We start from the raw sequence: 17,931 nt of genomic DNA on the forward strand, positions 1-17,931 counted from the left end.
GTTGCCATCCAGCAAGTGGTACTTCTTTCATGAAAGCAGCCTCACCAGGCCGCCAGTTCAAACGTCATACGGAACAGGTCAAAACGACCGGTCCCGGATGTCCTCATCGGGAAATCCGCGCCGATCGCTCAAAGCTGTCGCGAGTTGGCGCGGTGTTTAACGGAATCAGCGCGGAAATGCAACCGCTCAGCCCGAGATTCTTTAACAGATCGATGACGGATCTGCTTTTGCGCATGTCTTTGTCCCAAAACCGGTTCCCGCCTTGGGAGACATGCTCAGAGAGCCGCCAGGATCTTTTCGATGTCGGCCGTAACCTTGTCCATCTCGGCCATGCCGTCGACGACCTTCAGCTTGCCCTTGGCATGGTAATAGCCGATCAGCGGCGAGGTTTCCTTGTAGTAGACTTCGAGACGCTTGGTCATGGTCTCGGCGTTGTCGTCGGGACGGCGCTTGAAATGAGTCGAGCCGCACTTGTCGCAGACGCCTTCCTTCGAAGGCTTCTTGTCAGTGTCGTGATAGGTCGTGCCGCACTGGGCGCAGGAATAACGACCGGATACACGGCGGACCAGTTCCTTGTCGTCGACACGCAGTTCGATGACGACGGAGAGATCGAGGCCTTTGGCCTTCAGCATCGCCTCGGTCGCATCCGCCTGCGCCAGGGTGCGCGGAAAACCGTCGAGGATAAAGCCGTTGGCGCAATCGGGCTGGTCGATCCGCTCGGAGATAATCGCATTGACGATCTCGTCGGAGACGAGGTTGCCGGCGTCCATGACGGCCTTGGCGCGCTTGCCGACTTCCGTCTCAGCCGCCACCGCGGCGCGCAACATGTCGCCGGTGGAGAGCTGCGGGATGCCGTGCTTCTCCACGATCCGCTGGGCCTGGGTCCCCTTACCCGCGCCCGGCGGCCCCAAAAGTATCAATCTCATCGTCCCCTCTTTCCTCCGCGCAGTTTCGACTTCTTGATCAGACCCTCATACTGCTGCGCAATGAGGTGCCCCTGGATCTGTGCTACCGTATCGAGGGTTACACTGACAACGATCAAAAGCGAAGTACCACCAAGGGCTAATGGCACGCCCGTGCGGGCGACCAGGAACTCCGGCAGAATGCAGACGAAGACAAGGTAGATCGCGCCGATGACCGTGATGCGGGTCAGCACATAATCAATATATTCGGCGGTGCGCTCGCCCGGACGAATGCCCGGAATGAAGCCGCCATGCTTCTTCAGATTGTCGGCCGTGTCCTTGGGATTGAAGACGATCGCCGTGTAGAAGAAGGCGAAGAAGGCGATCAGCAGGCCGTAGAGCAGCATGAACAGCGGCTGGCCGTGGCCGAGCGCCGAGATGATCATCGTCGCCCAGTCCGGCAGCCCGGCATTGCCGGCAAAGCCCGCGGCAGTGGCCGGCAGAAGCAGCAGCGACGAGGCGAAGATCGCCGGGATGACGCCCGAGGTGTTGAGCTTCAGCGGCAGGTGCGACGTATCGCCCTGGAACATGCGGTTGCCGACCTGGCGCTTTGGATACTGGATCAACAACCGGCGCTGGGCGCGTTCGACGAAGACGATGAGCGCGATGACGCCGATCGCGACAACGATGACGGTGAGAATCAGCGCGGTCGGGAGCGCGCCCGTTCGGCCGAGTTCCAGCGTACCGGCGAGCGCGGTCGGAAGACCTGCGGCGATACCTGCGAAGATGATCAGCGAAATGCCGTTGCCGATGCCGCGCGAAGTGATCTGCTCACCGAGCCACATCAGGAACATGGTGCCGCCGAGCAGCGTCACGACTGTCGAAAGCTTGAAGAACCAGCCCGGATCCAGCACCAGCCCGTTGCCACTCTCAAGGCCGGCCGCGATGCCATAGGCCTGCAGCGTACCGAGCAGGACGGTGCCGTAACGGGTATACTGGTTGATGATCTTGCGGCCCGCCTCGCCTTCCTTCTTGAGGTTTTCAAGCGAGGGGACGACCGAGGTCATGAGCTGGACGATGATCGACGCGGAAATATAAGGCATGATGCCGAGCGCGAAAATCGCCATTCGCTCGACCGCGCCGCCCGAAAACATATTGAAAAGTCCGAGGATGCCGCCGGCCTGGCCGCGGAAGGCTTGGGCATAGGCCTCTGGGTTCAACCCCGGAAGCGGAATATGCGTGCCGAGACGATAAACGAGAAGTGCCGCGAGGGTGAACCACAGACGCTTCTTCAGGTCCTCCGCCTTGGCGAAGGTGGAAAAATTCAAATTGGAGGCAAGTTGTTCCGCTGCAGAAGCCATGCAATTCTCCGCCTGACCAATTCTCCGGCGGCGGGGAAAGCCAAACCCGGAAAGCAGTCAAAAATTCTGGTTCAAAAAACCGGGCGCGGAGATTGCGAGAGCAACCGGATGCCTCACCCTGTTTTCCGTATGATCCCGGCCAGGCGACCAACAGGATCGCTTCGGGATCGTGAGGCTCACATATGGAGATAAAATCGCCCGGTGTGAAGTTCAAACCGGGCGATTCTAAACGATTTATTCAGCGGTGGCTTCCGCCACGACCAGCAGCTTCACCGAACCGCCGGCCTTTTCGATCTTCTCGACGGCAGCCTTGGAGGCACCGGCGACTTCGATCGAAACCTTCGCGGTCAGTTCGCCGTCGGCGAGAACGCGCACGCCGTCCTTCGGGCGACGGATGACGCCGGCAGCCTTGAGCGCTGCAGCATCGATCGTGGCCTTGGGGTCGAGCTTCTTGGCATCGATCGCAGTCTGGATACGGCCGAGCGAAACGGTGACGTAGTCGGACGCGAAGATGTTGTTGAAGCCGCGCTTCGGCAGGCGACGATAGATCGGCATCTGGCCGCCTTCGAAGCCCTTGATCGCAACGCCGGAACGGGCCTTCTGACCCTTGACGCCGCGACCACCGGTCTTGCCCTTGCCGGAGCCGATGCCGCGACCGACGCGGATACGGTCCTTCGAAGAGCCTTCGTTGTCCTTGATCTCATTCAGTTTCATGGTCAATTCCTCCGTCTCACTTCTCGTCGACGACGCGAACGAGATGCTGGACAGCCCGGATCATGCCACGAACGGAAGGGGTATCTTCCAGAGTGCGGGTCCGGTGCATCTTGTTGAGGCCGAGACCGATCAGCGTCTGGCGCTGTACGTCCGGGCGGCGGATGGGCGAGCCGATCTGCTGAACGGTCACCGTCTTTGCTTCAGTCTTCTGCGTAGCCTTAGCCATGGATCAGACTCCTCTTATTCTTCCGACGCATTGCCGGAAGCGGCGCGGCGAGCCTGAAGCGTTGCATACTTGATGCCACGCTGGGCTGCTACGTCCTTCGGATGCACCTGGTGCTTCAGAGCGTCGAACGTGGCGCGAACCATGTTGTACGGGTTCGACGAACCGGTCGACTTGGCGACGACGTCATGGACGCCGAGGGTTTCGAATACGGCGCGCATCGGGCCGCCGGCGATGATGCCGGTACCGGCCTTGGCCGAGCGCAGCAGAACCTTGCCGGCACCGTGACGGCCGTTGACGTCGTGATGCAGCGTACGGCCGTCGCGCAGCGGTACGAAGATCAGATCGCGCTTGGCGCTTTCGGTCGCCTTGCGGATGGCTTCCGGCACTTCGCGTGCCTTGCCATGGCCGAAGCCGACGCGGCCCTTCTGATCGCCGACGACGACGAGGGCTGCGAAACCGAAACGACGGCCGCCCTTGACGACCTTGGCGACGCGGTTGATCGCGACCAGCTTGTCGACGAATTCGCTATCGCGCTCTTCGCGGGCCTGGCGGTCTTCGCGCTGGCCTCTTCTTTCCTGTGCCATTGTCCTTTTCCTTTTTCTTTTCCGGGTGCAACGGGCTGTTTCCGGGAGCCAACCATCTCCTCTTCAACAGAGAGGGGAATGGAACGACTTATGGGGTGCGGCGAACCGCAATTCGCCCGGCCTCCCCTCTTCGGGCAGACCGGGCGAAATTTCTTAGAAGCTCAGACCGCCTTCGCGGGCAGCTTCGGCGAGCGCCTTGATGCGGCCGTGATAGATGAAGGCGCCGCGGTCGAACACGACTTCCTTCACACCGGCCTTCTCCGCGCGTTCCGCAACCAGCTTGCCGACGGCGGCAGCAGCCGCAACGTCAGCACCGGTCTTCAGGGACGAGCGCAGGCCTGCATCGAGCGTAGACGCGGCAGCAAGCGTGCGGCCGGCGACGTCGTCGATGATCTGGGCGTAGATATTCTTGGACGAGCGATGAACCGACAGACGCGGACGGCCATTGGCGACCTTCTTGATCTGGCGGCGAACACGGCTCGCACGCTTGGTGAGTGCTTCTTTTCTGGTAGCCATGATGCCGCGTCCTTACTTCTTCTTGCCTTCCTTGCGGACGATCCGTTCCTCGGCGTACTTGACGCCTTTGCCCTTGTAGGGCTCGGGACCGCGGTATTCGCGGATTTCCGCGGCTACCTGACCGACCTGCTGCTTATTGATGCCGGTGACGACGATTTCCGTCGGCTTCGGCACGGCAATGGTGATGCCTTCCGGGGTCTGGTAGACCACGTCGTGGCTGAAACCGAGAGCCAGCTGCAGGTTCTTGCCCTGCATGGACGCGCGGTAACCGACGCCGTTGATCTCGAGCTTGCGCTCGAAACCTTCCTTGACGCCCTTGAAGATGTTCTCGATCATCGTGCGGGACATGCCCCACTTCGAACGAGCATCCTTGGTCTGGTTGGCCGGGGTCACCGAAACCGCATTGTCCTTGAATTCAAGCTTGATTTCGTCGTTTGCGACGAAAAAGAGCTCGCCCTTCGGGCCCTTCGCGGTCACCTTCTGGCCATCGACGGTCGCCGTCACACCTGCTGGAACCGGGACGGCCTTTTTACCGATACGAGACATGTTTCAATCCTGTCTGTTCGTTATGGAGTTCCCCTGCCCGATCTTAGAAGACCGAGCAGAGAACCTCGCCGCCTACGTTCTGTTCGCGAGCCTGGTGATCGGCCATCACGCCCTTCGGGGTCGAAAGGATGGTGATGCCGAGGCCGTTCGCGACCTGCGGAATGGACTTGACCGAGACATAGACCCGGCGGCCCGGCTTCGACACGCGGCCGATCTCACGGATCACCGACGCGCCTTCATAGTACTTGAGTTCGATTTCGATCTCGGCCTTGCCGTTACCGTAGTCGATCTCGGAATAACCGCGGATGTAGCCTTCAGCCTGCAAGACGTCGAGAACGCGGGCACGCAGCTTGGAAGCAGGCGTGGTCACGGTCGACTTGCGGCGTGCGGCACCGTTGCGGATACGGGTGAGCATATCGCCCAGGGGATCAGTCATGGTCATCTAACGATCTCCTTACCAGCTCGACTTGACGATGCCCGGCACCTTGCCGAGATTGCCCAGCTCGCGAAGCGCGATACGCGACATCTTGAGCTTGCGGTAGAAGGCGCGCGGGCGACCGGTGACTTCGCAACGGTTGCGGATACGCGTCTTCGAGCCGTCGCGCGACAGCGAAGCGAGCTTCAGGGTTGCCTTGAACCGTTCTTCGATCGGAAGTTCCTGGTTCATGATGGTCGCCTTCAGGGCTGCGCGCTTGGCGGCCTGGTTGGCGACGGTCTTGCGGCGGCGCTTGTTCTTTTCAACTGCGCTGGTTTTCGCCATATCGGAGTTCCTTTTTAACGCTCGTCGTTACGGTTACTGACGGAACGGGAAGTTGAACTCTTTCAGAAGAGCCCGTGCTTCGTCGTCGGTGGTAGCCGTCGTGCAAACGATGATGTCCATGCCCCACATCTGATCAACCTTGTCGTAGTTGATCTCCGGGAACACAATGTGTTCCTTGAGGCCCATGGCGAAGTTGCCACGGCCATCGAAGGACTTCGGATTCAGGCCGCGGAAGTCGCGAACACGCGGAAGCGCGATGTTGATCAGACGGTCCATGAATTCATACATGCGGGCGCCGCGCAGCGTGACCTTCGCGCCGATCGGCATGTTTTCGCGGACCTTGAAGCCTGCGATCGAGTTGCGGGCGCGCGTGATGACCGGCTTCTGGCCAGCGATCGCTGCGAGGTCGGCAGCAGCCACGGTGGGCTTCTTGGAGTCGGCGGTCGCTTCGCCCACACCCATGTTGATGACGATCTTTTCCAGCTTGGGGATCATCATCTCGTTGGAATAGGAGAACTGCTCCTTCAGCGCGGCGCGGATGCGGGAAACATATTCCTGCTTGAGCCGCGGCTCATACTTTGCCTCAGCCATCGATCACATCTCCCGTACGCTTGGCCACACGCACCTTCTTGCCGTCGACGACGGAGAAACCGACGCGGGTCGGCTTGCCATCCTTCGCGACGATCGCGATGTTCGACAGGTGAATGGATGCTTCCTTGTTGATGATGCCGGCTTCCTGCGTCTGAGACTGACGCTGGTGGCGCTTCACCATGTTGATGCCGCGAACAACGGCACGGTCTTCCTTCGGCAGGACCTGGAGGACTTCGCCGGTGCGGCCCTTGTCCTTGCCGGTCAATACGACGACGTTGTCGCCCTTCTTGATCTTGTTCATCGCATGAGCTCCTTACAGTACTTCCGGAGCCAGCGAGATGATCTTCATGTGGTTCTTGGCGCGGAGTTCGCGCGGAACCGGTCCGAAGATACGGGTGCCGATCGGCTCTTTCTTGTTGTCGATGAGGACCGCCGCGTTGTTGTCGAAGCGGATGACGCTGCCGTCCGGACGACGGATGTCCTTGGCGGTACGCACGACAACCGCCTTCATCACGTCGCCCTTCTTGACGCGGCCGCGCGGGATCGCTTCCTTGATCGAAACGACGATGATATCGCCGATCGAAGCGTATTTGCGCTTGGAGCCGCCCAGCACCTTGATGCACATGACACGACGTGCGCCGGAATTGTCCGCCACATCGAGGTTTGTTTGCATCTGAATCATGTCAGGTCGCCTTTTTCTAATGACCGGAGCGACCGGGCGTCAAAAACGCTCGGAGCCGGCTTATGGACAGAATTTCGATGTGCGCGGGTGGGGTCTTGCCAAGGTGGTTTCCCGAGATAGGACCTTCCCTGCGCTCAAAGCAAAAGAACGCTCGTTTCCGAGCGTTCGACGCCAGTGGCGTGCTTCATACAGGATTCTCCGCCGGACGCAAGGGCCAAAGCCCCCACCCGGCGGAGAATCTAGTCAATCAAGCCTGGGCGGCGATAACCGTCCAGCGCTTGTCCTTGGAGATCGGCGCGCATTCCTCGATGGAAACCACGTCACCAACCTTGTACTGGTTGTTTTCATCATGCGCCTTGTACTTCTTCGAACGGCGGACCGTCTTCTGAAGCAGCGGATGCGCGAAGCGGCGCTCTACCCGGACAACAACGGTCTTCTCGTTCTTGTCGGAAACGACTACGCCCTGCAGAATGCGTTTCGGCATATTATTCTTCCTTAGGCCTTGGCTTCTGCCGCCTTCTGGCGGGCAATGGTTTTCACGCGGGCGATGTCCTTGCGAACTTCGTTGATGCGCGAGGACTTCTCCAGCTGACCGGTGGCCTTCTGGAAGCGCAGGTTGAACTGCTCCTTCTTGAGGTCGGCGAGCTTGTCCTTGAGCTGGTCGGCCGTGAGGCCGCGAACGTCTTCGGCTTTCATCGTGCCTTCTCCTTACTCTGCGATGCGCTGAACGAAGCGCGTCTTGACCGAGAGCTTGGCGGCACCGAGGCGCAACGCTTCGCGAGCGAGCTCCTCGGAAACACCGTCGATCTCGAACATCATACGACCGGGCTTGACCTTGCATGCCCAGTATTCGACGCCGCCCTTACCTTTACCCATACGCACTTCGGTCGGCTTGGCGGTGACCGGAACGTCCGGGAACACGCGGATCCAGACGCGACCGGCGCGCTTCATGGCACGTGTGATCGCGCGGCGGGCCGCCTCGATCTCGCGGGCGTTGACGCGGTTGGGTTCCTGGGACTTCAGGCCGAATTCGCCGAAGGCCAGATCGAAGCCGCCCTTGGCCACACCCTTGATGCGACCTTTGAACTGCTTGCGGTACTTGGTACGCTTTGGCTGCAACATTTTCTTACTTCTCCGAGCTTATCTTTCGCCAGCGTTGATCAAGCGTTTTCGCGACGACGATCGCCACGGTCACCGCGGTCACCGCGATCACCACGGTCGCCGCGATCACGGTCACGGCTTGCCGGACCCTGGGCATCGCCTTCCATCGCGCGACGCTCCGAGGCCATCGGGTCGTGCTCAAGGATTTCGCCCTTGAAGATCCAGACCTTGATGCCGCAGATGCCGAAAGCGGTTTCGGCTTCGGCCGTGCCGTAGTCGATGTCGGCGCGCAGCGTGTGAAGTGGAACGCGGCCTTCACGATACCATTCGGTACGGGCGATTTCCGCGCCGCCGAGACGGCCGGCGCAGGTGATCTTGATGCCTTCGGCGCCGAGACGCATGGCCGACTGAACGGCACGCTTCATCGCACGGCGGAAAGCCACGCGGCGTTCGAGCTGCTGGGCGATCGACTGGGCGACGAGCGTCGAGTCGATTTCGGGCTTGCGCACTTCGACGATGTTGAGGTGCGTTTCCGAACGCGTCATTTCGGAAAGCTTCTTGCGGAGCTTTTCGATGTCGGCGCCCTTCTTGCCGATGATGAGACCCGGACGAGCCGAGTGGATCGTGACGCGGCACTTCTTGTGCGGACGCTCGATGACCACCTTGGCGATGCCAGCCTGCTTCAGTTCCTGCATGAGATATGCACGGATCTTCAGGTCCTCGTGGAGGAGCTGGCCGTATTCGGCATTGTCGGCGAACCAGCGGCTGTCCCAGGTACGGTTGATGCCGAGGCGGAAACCGATCGGATTAATTTTCTGGCCCATTATGCGGCCTCCCCTTTTTCCTCGACTTCGCGGACGACGATCGTCAGATGCGCGAACGGCTTCTCGATGCGGGAAGCGCGGCCGCGACCGCGAGCGTGGAAACGCTTCATGACGATGGATTTGCCGACGTATGCTTCCGATACGATCAGCGCGTCGACGTCGAGGTCATGGTTGTTTTCGGCATTGGCGATTGCGGACTCAAGCGTCTTCTTCACCGTGCCAGCGATGCGCTTGCGCGAGAATTCCAGCTCGGCGAGCGCGCGTTCGACCTTCTTGCCGCGGATCATGGCGGCAACGAGGTTCAGCTTCTGGGGGCTGACACGGAGCGTACGCGCAACTGCCTGCGCCTCGTTGTCCTTCAGCCGGCGTTCGGTCTTAGCCTTCGCCATGGTTACTTCCTCTTCGCCTTCTTGTCCGCGCCGTGACCGTAATAGGTACGGGTGGGAGCGAATTCACCGAACTTGTGTCCGACCATGTCTTCGTTGACGCTGACCGGAATGTGCTTGCTGCCGTTGTAGACACCGAACGTCAGGCCGACGAACTGCGGCAGGATCGTGGACCGACGGGTCCACATCTTGATCACTTCATTGCGTCCGCCTTCGCGCACCTTCTCAGCCTTCTTGAGAAGATAGCCGTCAACAAACGGACCTTTCCATACTGAACGAGCCATTAGTGACTTCCTCTCTTACTTCTTGCGCTGATGGCGCGAGCGCATGATGAACTTGTCGGTCGACTTGTTCGAACGAGTGCGCTTGCCCTTGGTCGGCTTGCCCCACGGGGTAACCGGATGACGGCCACCCGAGGTGCGGCCTTCACCACCGCCGTGCGGATGGTCGACCGGGTTCATGACGACGCCGCGGTTATGCGGACGCTTGCCGCGCCAGACGGTACGACCGGCCTTGCCGTCGTTGATGTTGCCATGGTCCGGGTTCGATACAGCACCGACCGTTGCAAGGCAAGACGCGTGCACCAGGCGCTGCTCGCCGGAGTTGAGGCGAAGGATCGCCATGCCCTGGTCGCGCCCGACGAGCTGGACATAGGTGCCGGCAGAACGTGCGATCTGACCACCCTTGCCCGGCTTCATTTCCACGTTGTGGACGATGGAGCCGACCGGGATGAACTGTAGCGGCATGGTGTTGCCGGGCTTTACGTCAACGGCCTTGTCGGAAGCGATGACCTTGTCGCCGGCAGCGAGGCGCTGCGGAGCGAGGATGTAGGCCTGTTCGCCGTCCGTGTAGGTGACGAGCGCAATGAAGGCGGTGCGGTTCGGGTCATATTCCAAACGCTCGACCGTGCCTTCAACGTCGAACTTGCGACGCTTGAAGTCGACCAGGCGATAGGTACGCTTGTGACCGCCGCCGATAAACCGGGCGGTGATGCGGCCGAGGTTGTTGCGGCCGCCGCTCTTGGTGAGACCTTCCGTCAGCGCCTTGACCGGCTTGCCCTTCCAGAGGCCCGAGCGGTCGACGATGACCAGCTGGCGCTGGCTCGGAGTCGTCGGATTGTAGCTTTTCAATGCCATTGTACTTTACCTCAAAGACCGGTGGAGACGTCGATCGTCTGACCTTCGGCCAGGGTGACGACAGCCTTCTTGACGTCCTTCTGCTTACCGATGAAGCCGCGGAAGCGCTTCACCTTGCCCTTGCGGACCAGCGTATTGACGGCAGTGACCTTCACACCGAAGAGCGCTTCCACGGCAGCCTTGATTTCCGGCTTGGAAGCAGTCTTGGCAACATTGAAGACGACCTGGTTCTGTTCGGATACCAGCGTCGACTTTTCGGTGATCGAGGGGGATACGATCACATCATAGTGGCGAAGATCGGTCACTTGAAACGCTCCTCTAGAGCTTCCACAGCAGCCTTGGACAGAACGAGCTTGCCGCGGCGCAGGATGTCGTAAACATTGATGCCCTGGACCGGCAGAACGTCCACGTTCGGGATGTTCTGGGCTGCGAGCTTGAAGTTGTTGTCGAGCTCAGCACCGCCGATGACGAGCGCATTGGTGAGGCCGAGCGACGCGAACGTACCGGCGAGCGCCTTGGTCTTTGCTTCCGCAGCGACCAGGTCGTCGACGATGATGATGTCCTCGGACTTCATCTTGGCCGACAGCGCGTGACGCAGGGCAAGGGCGCGAACCTTCTTCGGAAGGTCGTGCTCGTGGCTGCGGGTAACCGGACCGTGAGCCTTGCCACCGCCGCGGAACTGCGGAGCGCGAGCCGAATGGTGACGAGCGCGGCCCGTACCCTTCTGCTTGTACATCTTGGCGCCCGTGCGGGAAACTTCGCCGCGGGTGAGCGTCTGGTGCGTGCCCTGCTGCTTCTTGGCGAGCTGGTAGCGGACCATGCGGGCGAGGATATCCTCGCGCGGATCGAGGCCGAAGATCGCGTCCGACAGGGAAACCTTGCCAGCGTCTTTGCCTTCGAGGGTCTTGACGTTGAATTCCATTGTAGCTGGCTCCCTTACTTCGCGGCCGACTTGACGGCGTCGCGAACGACGATCCAGGCGCCCTTGGAGCCGGGAACGGCACCCTTGACGAGGATCAGGCCGCGGCCTTCATCGGTGGAGACGACTTCGAGATTCTGGGTGGTGACGCGAGTCTGGCCCATGTGACCAGCCATGCGCTTGCCCTTCCAGACGCGGCCCGGATCCTGGTTGTTACCAGTCGAACCATGCGAACGGTGCGAAACGGACACACCGTGCGTGGCGCGCAGACCACCGAAGTTGTGGCGCTTCATGGCGCCGGCGAAACCCTTACCGATCGTGGTACCGGTCACGTCGACCAGCTGGCCGGCCGAAAAATGGCCTGCCTTCAGCTCGGTGCCGACCTCGATCATGTTGTCTTCGGAAACGCGAAACTCGACGAGCTTCGCCTTAGGCTCGACATTGGCGACGGCAAAGCTGCCGCGCTCAGCCTTGGAGGTGTTCTTCACCTTGGCCGTGCCCGCACCCAACTGAAGAGCGGTATAACCGTTCTTCTCGACAGTGCGGTGCGCAACGACCTGGCAATTCTCCAGCCGCAATACGGTGACCGGGATATGCTCGCCGGCGTCGTTGTAGACGCGGGTCATTCCCACCTTCTGTGCAATTACACCTGAACGCATCGGTTCAATCCTTCTCACTCAGCCCGAGACCTGGGTCTCAGAGCTTGATCTCAACATCGACGCCTGCTGCGAGGTCGAGCTTCATCAGCGCGTCCACGGTCTGGGGCGTCGGGTCAACGATGTCGAGAAGGCGCTTGTGGGTGCGCATCTCGAACTGCTCGCGGCTTTTCTTGTCGATGTGGGGGGACCGGTTAACCGTAAACTTCTCGATGCGGGTCGGAAGCGGAACGGGGCCCCGGACGCTAGCACCGGTGCGCTTCGCCGTCGACACGATCTCGCGCGTGGAAGCATCGAGAATCCGGTGATCGAACGCCTTCAGGCGAATGCGGATATTTTGGCCGTTCATTCGACGTTATCCTTGTTATCTGTTCTCCGTGCCGAACAAACAGGCACGGGTTGTTCTTTTTCCTAAGGCGGGACCACCGGTTCAAAGATCGAAGGGGACGCGGAAGACCACATCCCTTTCCACTCTCCGGGCCTTTCGACCCACCTTATGTCTGATTGCTGCCCCGATAGCGAAGCAGGGGCAAATCGCGCTCGCGCGCCATTTGCTACATTTTTATGTCATAAGCAAGCGGCTAGCCGCCGCTTGCTTAAAAGATTTCCATGCAATCGGCGCAAAGCTAGTCTGCGCCGAAGCCGAATTACTCAACAACCGCAGCGACGATGCCGGCGCCGCTCTGGATCGCGCTTGCGCGACCCAGGAAACTTGAATGCGTCGGCAGCTTTCGGCCCCGTCGCCTGGCGATCGTTACTCGACGATCGCAGCGACGATGCCGGCGCCGCCCTGGATCGCGCTTGCGCGACCCAGGAAACTTGAATGCGTCGGCAGCTTTCGGCCCCGTCGCCTGGCGATCGTTACTCGACGATCGCAGCGACGATGCCGGCGCCGACGGTGCGGCCGCCTTCGCGGATCGCGAAGCGCAGCTTTTCTTCCATCGCGATCGGAACGATCAGCTCGACGTCAACCGTCACGTTGTCGCCCGGCATCACCATTTCCGTGCCTTCCGGAAGCGTCACGATCCCCGTCACGTCCGTCGTGCGGAAGTAGAACTGCGGACGGTAGTTCGTGAAGAACGGCGTATGACGGCCGCCTTCTTCCTTCGTCAGGATGTAGGCTTCCGCCTTGAACTTCTTGTGCGGCTTCACCGAACCCGGCTTGCAGAGGATCTGGCCACGCTCGACGCCGTCACGGTTCACACCGCGAACCAGCGCGCCGATGTTGTCGCCCGCCTGACCCTGGTCGAGCAGCTTGCGGAACATTTCAACGCCGGTCACCGTCGTCTTCGAGGTCGGACGGATGCCGACGATCTCGACTTCCTCACCCACCTTGATCACGCCACGCTCGACGCGGCCCGTCACAACCGTACCACGGCCCGAGATCGAGAACACGTCTTCGATCGGCATCAGGAACGGCTGGTCGATCGGACGCTCCGGCGTCGGGATGTAGGCGTCAACCTGAGCCATCAGCTCGCGGATCGCGTCTTCGCCGATCTTCTTGTCGGAATCTTCAAGAGCGGCCAGCGCCGAACCCTTGACGATCGGAATGTCGTCGCCCGGGAAGTCGTAGGACGACAGAAGTTCGCGTACTTCCAGCTCAACCAGTTCCAGAAGCTCGGCGTCGTCCACCTGGTCGACCTTGTTCAAGAACACCACGATCGCCGGAACGCCGACCTGGCGGGCCAGCAGGATGTGCTCGCGGGTCTGCGGCATCGGGCCGTCGGCGGCCGAGCAGACCAGGATCGCGCCGTCCATCTGGGCGGCACCGGTGATCATGTTCTTTACGTAGTCGGCGTGGCCGGGGCAGTCGACATGCGCATAGTGGCGGGCTGCAGTCTCGTATTCGACATGCGCCGTCGAAATCGTGATGCCGCGCGCCTTTTCTTCCGGCGCAGCATCGATCTGGTCATAGGCCTTGAACTCGCCGAAGTACTTCGTGATCGCCGCCGTCAGCGACGTCTTGCCATGGTCAACGTGACCGATCGTGCCAATGTTGACATGCGGCTTGTTGCGCTCAAACTTGCTCTTTGCCATTTCCGGCTCTCCGTTCTTATCCCCGTCAGGGGTTATTCTCTCAAATTATCGGGCGGATTACTCCGGTCACTTCTGACCGGAGTACTTGGCCTGGATTTCGGTTGCGACGTTCGACGGAACCGGTGCGTAGTGATCGAAGACCATCGAGTACTGAGCGCGGCCCTGCGACATGGAGCGCAGGTTGTCGACGTACTTGAACATGTTGGCCAGCGGCACGTGGGCGCTGATGACGACCGCGATACCGCGGCTTTCCTGGCCCTGGATCTGACCACGGCGGGAGTTCAGGTCACCGATGACGTCACCGACATAATCTTCCGGGGTGACGACTTCGACCTTCATCATCGGCTCGAGGAGCTGAGCGCCGGCCTTCTTGGCTGCTTCACGGAAGCAGGCGCGGGAGGCGATTTCGAACGCGAGCACCGACGAGTCGACGTCGTGGAAGGCACCGTCGATGAGGGTCGCCTTGACGCCCAGCATCGGGAAGCCAGCCAGCGGGCCCGATGACAGGACGCTTTCAATGCCCTTCTGGACGCCCGGGATGTATTCCTTCGGAACGGCACCGCCGACGATCTTGGACTCGAACTTGAAGTCTTCGCCTTCCTCGTTCGGTTCGAAGATGATCTTGACGCGCGCGAACTGGCCGGTACCACCGGTCTGCTTCTTGTGCGTATAGTCTTCTTCGGTCTTGCGGGTGATCGTTTCGCGGTAAGCGACCTGCGGAGCACCGACGTTGGCTTCGACCTTGAACTCGCGACGCATGCGGTCGACGATGATGTCGAGATGCAGCTCGCCCATGCCGGCGATGATCGTTTGGCCGGATTCCTGGTCGGTCTTGACACGGAACGACGGGTCTTCGGCCGCCAGGCGGTTGAGCGCGAGGCCCATCTTTTCCTGGTCGCCCTTGGACTTCGGCTCGATGGCGATCTGGATGACCGGCTCGGGGAATTCCATGCGCTCGAGGATGACCGGCTTCAGGGGATCGCAGAGCGTGTCGCCCGTGGTGGTTTCCTTGAGGCCTGCGAGAGCGACGATGTCGCCTGCATAGGCTTCTTCGATATCCTCACGGGAGTTCGAATGCATCTGCAGCATGCGTCCGACGCGCTCGCGCTTGTCCTTGACCGTGTTCATGACCGACACGCCCTTTTCGAGCTTGCCGGAATAGATGCGGGCGAAGGTCAGCGAACCGACGAAGGGGTCGTTCATGATCTTGAACGCGAGCATGGCAAGCGGCTCGGCATCATCGGCATGACGCTCGATCTCGGCTTCCGTCTTGAAGTCGATACCCTTGATGGCCGGAATGTCGAGCGGCGACGGCAGGTAGTCGACAACCGCATCGAGGAGCGGCTGAACGCCCTTGTTCTTGAAGGCGGTGCCGCAGAACATCGGGTGGAACTTGACGTCGATGGTGCCGCGACGGACCAGCGCACGGATCTTATCGTTGTCCGGCATGATGCCGTTCAGATAGTCTTCCATCGCTTCTTCGTCGATCTCGACAACCGTCTCGATCAGCTTTTCGCGATATTCTTCGGCCTTGGCCTTCAGGTCTTCCGGGATTTCGACGACGTCCCACTGGGCGCCGAGCGATTCATCGCGCCAGACGAGAGCGTTCATCTCGATCAGGTCGACGACGCCCTTGAACTCGGTTTCGGCGCCGATCGGCAGCTGCATGACGACGGCCGTCGCGCCGAGACGGGTCTTGATCATCTCGACGGAGCGGTAGAAGTCCGCGCCGGTCTTGTCCATCTTGTTGCAGAAGATCATGCGCGGGACATGATATTTCTCGGCCTGGCGCCAGACGGTCTCCGTCTGCGGCTCGACGCCTGCGTTGGCATCGAGAAGAGCGATGGCACCGTCGAGAACGCGCAGCGAACGCTCGACTTCGATGGTGAAGTCGACGTGGCCGGGGGTGTCGATGATGTTGAAGCGGCGCATCTTGCCGTCACGGCCCTTCCAGAAGGTCGTGGTGGCAGCGGACGTGATGGTGATGCCGCGCTCCTGCTCCTGCTCCATCCAGTCCATCGTGGCGGCGCCATCGTGAACTTCGCCGATCTTGTGCGACTTGCCGGTGTAATAAAGAATACGCTCGGTGGTCGTGGTCTTGCCGGCGTCGATATGCGCCATGATACCGAAATTGCGGTAGTCTTCGATTTTATATTCGCGAGCCATAGGACTGCCTTTCGAAACTCGATCGGATGAAGATTACCAACGGTAATGCGAGAATGCGCGGTTGGCGTCGGCCATCTTGTGCGTATCTTCACGCTTCTTGACGGCGCTGCCACGGTTGTTGGCGGCATCCATAAGTTCACCGGACAGGCGATCGACCATGGTGGTCTCGTTGCGCTTGCGGGCAGCTGCGATCACCCAGCGGATCGCGAGAGCCTGGCGGCGCTCCGGACGCACGTCAACCGGAACCTGGTAGGTCGCACCACCGACGCGGCGCGAACGAACTTCGACATGCGGCGCGACATTGTCGAGCGCCGAATGGAAGATACCCAGCGGGTCGGCCTTGGCCTTGCCCTGCACGACGTCGAATGCGCCGTAAACAATGTTTTCAGCCACGGATTTCTTGCCGTGGAGCATGATCGCATTCATGAACTTGGTGACGACGAGATCGCCGAACTTCGGGTCCGGGTTGATCTCACGCTTTTCTGCACGATGGCGTCGGGACATACTTCTTCTCGTCTCTTAAACTGTTAAGGCGCTCTACCACGCGGAGGACCTCGCGCAGCGCCGGGATTTTCGTTTTCAAGCCTTTCCGGGCAGGTCTGCCCGGGGCGAAATTACTTAGGACGCTTCGCACCGTATTTCGAACGGCGCTGCTTGCGGTTCTTGACGCCCTGGGTGTCGAGAACGCCGCGGATGATGTGGTAACGAACGCCCGGCAAGTCCTTGACGCGGCCGCCACGGATCATGACGACGGAGTGTTCCTGCAGGTTGTGACCTTCACCCGGAATGTAGCCGATGACTTCGAAGCCATTGGTCAGGCGGATCTTGGCGACCTTACGCAGAGCCGAGTTCGGCTTCTTCGGGGTCGTCGTGTAGACGCGGGTGCAAACACCGCGCTTTTGCGGGTTTTCCTGCAGCGCAGGAACCTTGTTGCGCTTTACGTTCGCCTGACGAGGCTTGCGGATCAGCTGGTTTACGGTAGGCATTCAACCATCCCTTACGTGTTTCTCAGTACCCTTTCGGGCCGATCTGATGCCGTTTCCGGCGGCGGCACACACATTTCCTCATGCGCAAAACGTGGCCCGATCCGCTGCCGGATGGACCACAGAAGGCAGAGGACGCATTCCTCATGCGTCATGCGTGCAGCATTCGTGTCTTCAACGTGCGTATGGAACCGTGTTTGAGGCCACACTCCGGAACGAGTCATCCCGGACGGACAAGCCTCACATCGCTTCCGATGCGCGGCGTTTACTGTTTTCCCCCCTGCCCGTCAAGGGCTGAGCCGAAAATAATCCCCGAAACGCCGGGTTTCCGGGCCCGAGCAGGCTTCGCAGACAAGGTTTCGTGAGATTTTCCGTATCACCTCCAATAATGTTTGGGAATCGATTCCAATCGCACTAAAGAGTGCGAGAACCTTTCGTCCTGCACCCGCCTGCGGACGATCAAGCGAATGCAGCCGCGGAGACGACCATGATCGCGACCCCTGACAACGACAACAACCTGGACGGGCCGATGGTGTTCATCATTATCGGCAAAGGTTATGAGAAGAAGGGCGGCGAAGGCGTCGACCTGCATATCATGCTGCGCGCGCCGGACGACGATTCGGCTGTCCGCGAGGCTCTCAACGCCCTGTCCGAGGAAGGATTTCTCGAAGCGGATCTCGACCAGATCGGCATCCTGACCGACGAACCCGCCGAAGAACCGCATGCCTCCGCCTATCAGGGCGCGCTCGAAGGCGAAGTGGCGATCATCCGCTTCGAATAAGAACGGACGCACCGGTTCGAGAATACGGAACGAGTCCGTGCAGAAATCCGGCCGGGTTGC

General features: G+C 60.5%; 28 protein-coding genes. 1 reads left to right on the forward strand and 27 read right to left on the reverse strand.

Going from position 1 to position 17,931, the window contains the following annotated elements; all coding sequences use genetic code 11:
* Positions 1-275: 275 nt before the first annotated feature.
* The 27 genes from DMO26_RS19490 to rpsL all read right to left on the reverse strand — a co-directional run bounded on the left by DMO26_RS19490 (position 276) and on the right by rpsL (position 17,093).
* Entirely contained in the window at positions 276-926 is a 651-nt protein-coding gene (locus DMO26_RS19490; protein WP_117193846.1) for an adenylate kinase, read from the reverse strand.
* Positions 923-2,263 (reverse strand): preprotein translocase subunit SecY, encoded by a 1,341-nt coding sequence (secY, locus tag DMO26_RS19495; protein WP_117193847.1) that lies wholly within the window; start codon positions 2,261-2,263, stop codon positions 923-925. Before secY ends, DMO26_RS19490 begins: the two co-directional genes overlap by 4 nt.
* 234 nt (positions 2,264-2,497) lie before the next feature.
* The gene (gene rplO / locus DMO26_RS19500; protein ID WP_117193848.1) at positions 2,498-2,977 is read right to left on the reverse strand and encodes a 50S ribosomal protein L15; all 480 of its coding nucleotides are present in this window, start codon (positions 2,975-2,977) and stop codon (positions 2,498-2,500) included.
* 16 nt (positions 2,978-2,993) lie between these two features.
* Entirely contained in the window at positions 2,994-3,203 is a 210-nt protein-coding gene (rpmD, locus tag DMO26_RS19505; RefSeq protein ID WP_117193849.1) for a 50S ribosomal protein L30, read from the reverse strand.
* Positions 3,204-3,217: 14 nt separating this feature from the next.
* The gene (rpsE, locus tag DMO26_RS19510) at positions 3,218-3,787 is read right to left on the reverse strand and encodes a 30S ribosomal protein S5 (protein ID WP_117193850.1); all 570 of its coding nucleotides are present in this window, start codon (positions 3,785-3,787) and stop codon (positions 3,218-3,220) included.
* A 153-nt stretch (positions 3,788-3,940) separates the two neighbouring features.
* Complete coding sequence (rplR, locus tag DMO26_RS19515) at positions 3,941-4,303, reverse strand: 50S ribosomal protein L18 (RefSeq protein WP_117193851.1); 363 nt, start codon at positions 4,301-4,303, stop codon at positions 3,941-3,943.
* Positions 4,304-4,315: 12 nt separating this feature from the next.
* Positions 4,316-4,849, reverse strand: coding sequence for a 50S ribosomal protein L6 (gene rplF, locus DMO26_RS19520; protein ID WP_117193852.1), 534 nt, complete (start codon positions 4,847-4,849; stop codon positions 4,316-4,318).
* Positions 4,850-4,892: 43 nt separating this feature from the next.
* Positions 4,893-5,291, reverse strand: a complete 399-nt coding sequence (gene rpsH, locus DMO26_RS19525; RefSeq protein WP_117193853.1) for a 30S ribosomal protein S8 — start codon at positions 5,289-5,291, stop codon at positions 4,893-4,895.
* A gap of 12 nt (positions 5,292-5,303) precedes the next feature.
* A complete protein-coding gene (gene rpsN / locus DMO26_RS19530; protein ID WP_117193854.1) occupies positions 5,304-5,609 on the reverse strand; it encodes a 30S ribosomal protein S14 in 306 nt (101 codons plus the stop codon).
* 33 nt (positions 5,610-5,642) lie between these two features.
* On the reverse strand, positions 5,643-6,200 hold the full coding sequence (gene rplE, locus DMO26_RS19535) for a 50S ribosomal protein L5 (RefSeq protein ID WP_117193855.1): 558 nt from the start codon (positions 6,198-6,200) through the stop codon (positions 5,643-5,645).
* A complete protein-coding gene (gene rplX / locus DMO26_RS19540; protein WP_117193856.1) occupies positions 6,193-6,501 on the reverse strand; it encodes a 50S ribosomal protein L24 in 309 nt (102 codons plus the stop codon). Before rplX ends, rplE begins: the two co-directional genes overlap by 8 nt.
* Positions 6,502-6,513: 12 nt before the next feature.
* Positions 6,514-6,882: a 50S ribosomal protein L14 gene (gene rplN, locus DMO26_RS19545; protein ID WP_007770138.1), complete on the reverse strand. Its 369-nt coding sequence runs from the start codon at positions 6,880-6,882 to the stop codon at positions 6,514-6,516.
* A gap of 247 nt (positions 6,883-7,129) precedes the next feature.
* On the reverse strand, positions 7,130-7,366 hold the full coding sequence (gene rpsQ / locus DMO26_RS19550) for a 30S ribosomal protein S17 (RefSeq protein ID WP_046792687.1): 237 nt from the start codon (positions 7,364-7,366) through the stop codon (positions 7,130-7,132).
* An 11-nt stretch (positions 7,367-7,377) separates the two neighbouring features.
* On the reverse strand, positions 7,378-7,578 hold the full coding sequence (rpmC, locus tag DMO26_RS19555; protein ID WP_037151107.1) for a 50S ribosomal protein L29: 201 nt from the start codon (positions 7,576-7,578) through the stop codon (positions 7,378-7,380).
* Positions 7,579-7,590: 12 nt separating this feature from the next.
* Positions 7,591-8,004, reverse strand: a complete 414-nt coding sequence (gene rplP / locus DMO26_RS19560) for a 50S ribosomal protein L16 (protein ID WP_007770145.1) — start codon at positions 8,002-8,004, stop codon at positions 7,591-7,593.
* 38 nt (positions 8,005-8,042) lie between these two features.
* The gene (rpsC, locus tag DMO26_RS19565) at positions 8,043-8,807 is read right to left on the reverse strand and encodes a 30S ribosomal protein S3 (RefSeq protein WP_117193857.1); all 765 of its coding nucleotides are present in this window, start codon (positions 8,805-8,807) and stop codon (positions 8,043-8,045) included.
* Positions 8,807-9,196, reverse strand: coding sequence for a 50S ribosomal protein L22 (rplV, locus tag DMO26_RS19570; RefSeq protein WP_117193858.1), 390 nt, complete (start codon positions 9,194-9,196; stop codon positions 8,807-8,809). Before rplV ends, rpsC begins: the two co-directional genes overlap by 1 nt.
* 2 nt (positions 9,197-9,198) lie before the next feature.
* Positions 9,199-9,477 carry a 30S ribosomal protein S19 gene (rpsS, locus tag DMO26_RS19575; RefSeq protein WP_117193859.1) on the reverse strand — a complete coding sequence of 93 codons (279 nt, stop codon included), beginning with the start codon at positions 9,475-9,477 and terminating at the stop codon, positions 9,199-9,201.
* Positions 9,478-9,492: 15 nt separating this feature from the next.
* On the reverse strand, positions 9,493-10,329 hold the full coding sequence (rplB, locus tag DMO26_RS19580; protein ID WP_117193860.1) for a 50S ribosomal protein L2: 837 nt from the start codon (positions 10,327-10,329) through the stop codon (positions 9,493-9,495).
* A gap of 11 nt (positions 10,330-10,340) precedes the next feature.
* Positions 10,341-10,634 (reverse strand): 50S ribosomal protein L23, encoded by a 294-nt coding sequence (locus DMO26_RS19585; RefSeq protein WP_046792692.1) that lies wholly within the window; start codon positions 10,632-10,634, stop codon positions 10,341-10,343.
* A complete protein-coding gene (gene rplD / locus DMO26_RS19590; protein ID WP_117193861.1) occupies positions 10,631-11,251 on the reverse strand; it encodes a 50S ribosomal protein L4 in 621 nt (206 codons plus the stop codon). The genes DMO26_RS19585 and rplD overlap by 4 nt, the downstream gene beginning before the upstream one ends.
* A 14-nt stretch (positions 11,252-11,265) precedes the next feature.
* Entirely contained in the window at positions 11,266-11,907 is a 642-nt protein-coding gene (rplC, locus tag DMO26_RS19595; protein ID WP_117193862.1) for a 50S ribosomal protein L3, read from the reverse strand.
* Positions 11,908-11,944: 37 nt separating this feature from the next.
* Positions 11,945-12,253, reverse strand: a complete 309-nt coding sequence (gene rpsJ, locus DMO26_RS19600) for a 30S ribosomal protein S10 (RefSeq protein ID WP_003547547.1) — start codon at positions 12,251-12,253, stop codon at positions 11,945-11,947.
* 512 nt (positions 12,254-12,765) lie between these two features.
* Complete coding sequence (gene tuf, locus DMO26_RS19605; RefSeq protein ID WP_117193863.1) at positions 12,766-13,941, reverse strand: elongation factor Tu; 1,176 nt, start codon at positions 13,939-13,941, stop codon at positions 12,766-12,768.
* Between the two features lie 66 nt (positions 13,942-14,007).
* Positions 14,008-16,107 (reverse strand): elongation factor G, encoded by a 2,100-nt coding sequence (fusA, locus tag DMO26_RS19610; protein ID WP_117193864.1) that lies wholly within the window; start codon positions 16,105-16,107, stop codon positions 14,008-14,010.
* 33 nt (positions 16,108-16,140) lie between these two features.
* Positions 16,141-16,611 (reverse strand): 30S ribosomal protein S7, encoded by a 471-nt coding sequence (rpsG, locus tag DMO26_RS19615; RefSeq protein ID WP_117193865.1) that lies wholly within the window; start codon positions 16,609-16,611, stop codon positions 16,141-16,143.
* Positions 16,612-16,721: 110 nt separating this feature from the next.
* Positions 16,722-17,093, reverse strand: a complete 372-nt coding sequence (gene rpsL, locus DMO26_RS19620; RefSeq protein WP_003547537.1) for a 30S ribosomal protein S12 — start codon at positions 17,091-17,093, stop codon at positions 16,722-16,724.
* Positions 17,094-17,577: 484 nt separating this feature from the next.
* Here rpsL and DMO26_RS19625 point away from each other — a divergent pair, with 484 nt between their 5' ends.
* Positions 17,578-17,871, forward strand: a complete 294-nt coding sequence (locus DMO26_RS19625; RefSeq protein ID WP_117193866.1) for a transcriptional regulator — start codon at positions 17,578-17,580, stop codon at positions 17,869-17,871.
* The last annotated feature ends 60 nt before the right edge of the window (positions 17,872-17,931 follow it).

The sequence above is a fragment of the Rhizobium terrae genome, from assembly GCF_003425685.1.
Classification (GTDB): Bacteria; Pseudomonadota; Alphaproteobacteria; order Rhizobiales; family Rhizobiaceae; genus Neorhizobium; species Neorhizobium terrae.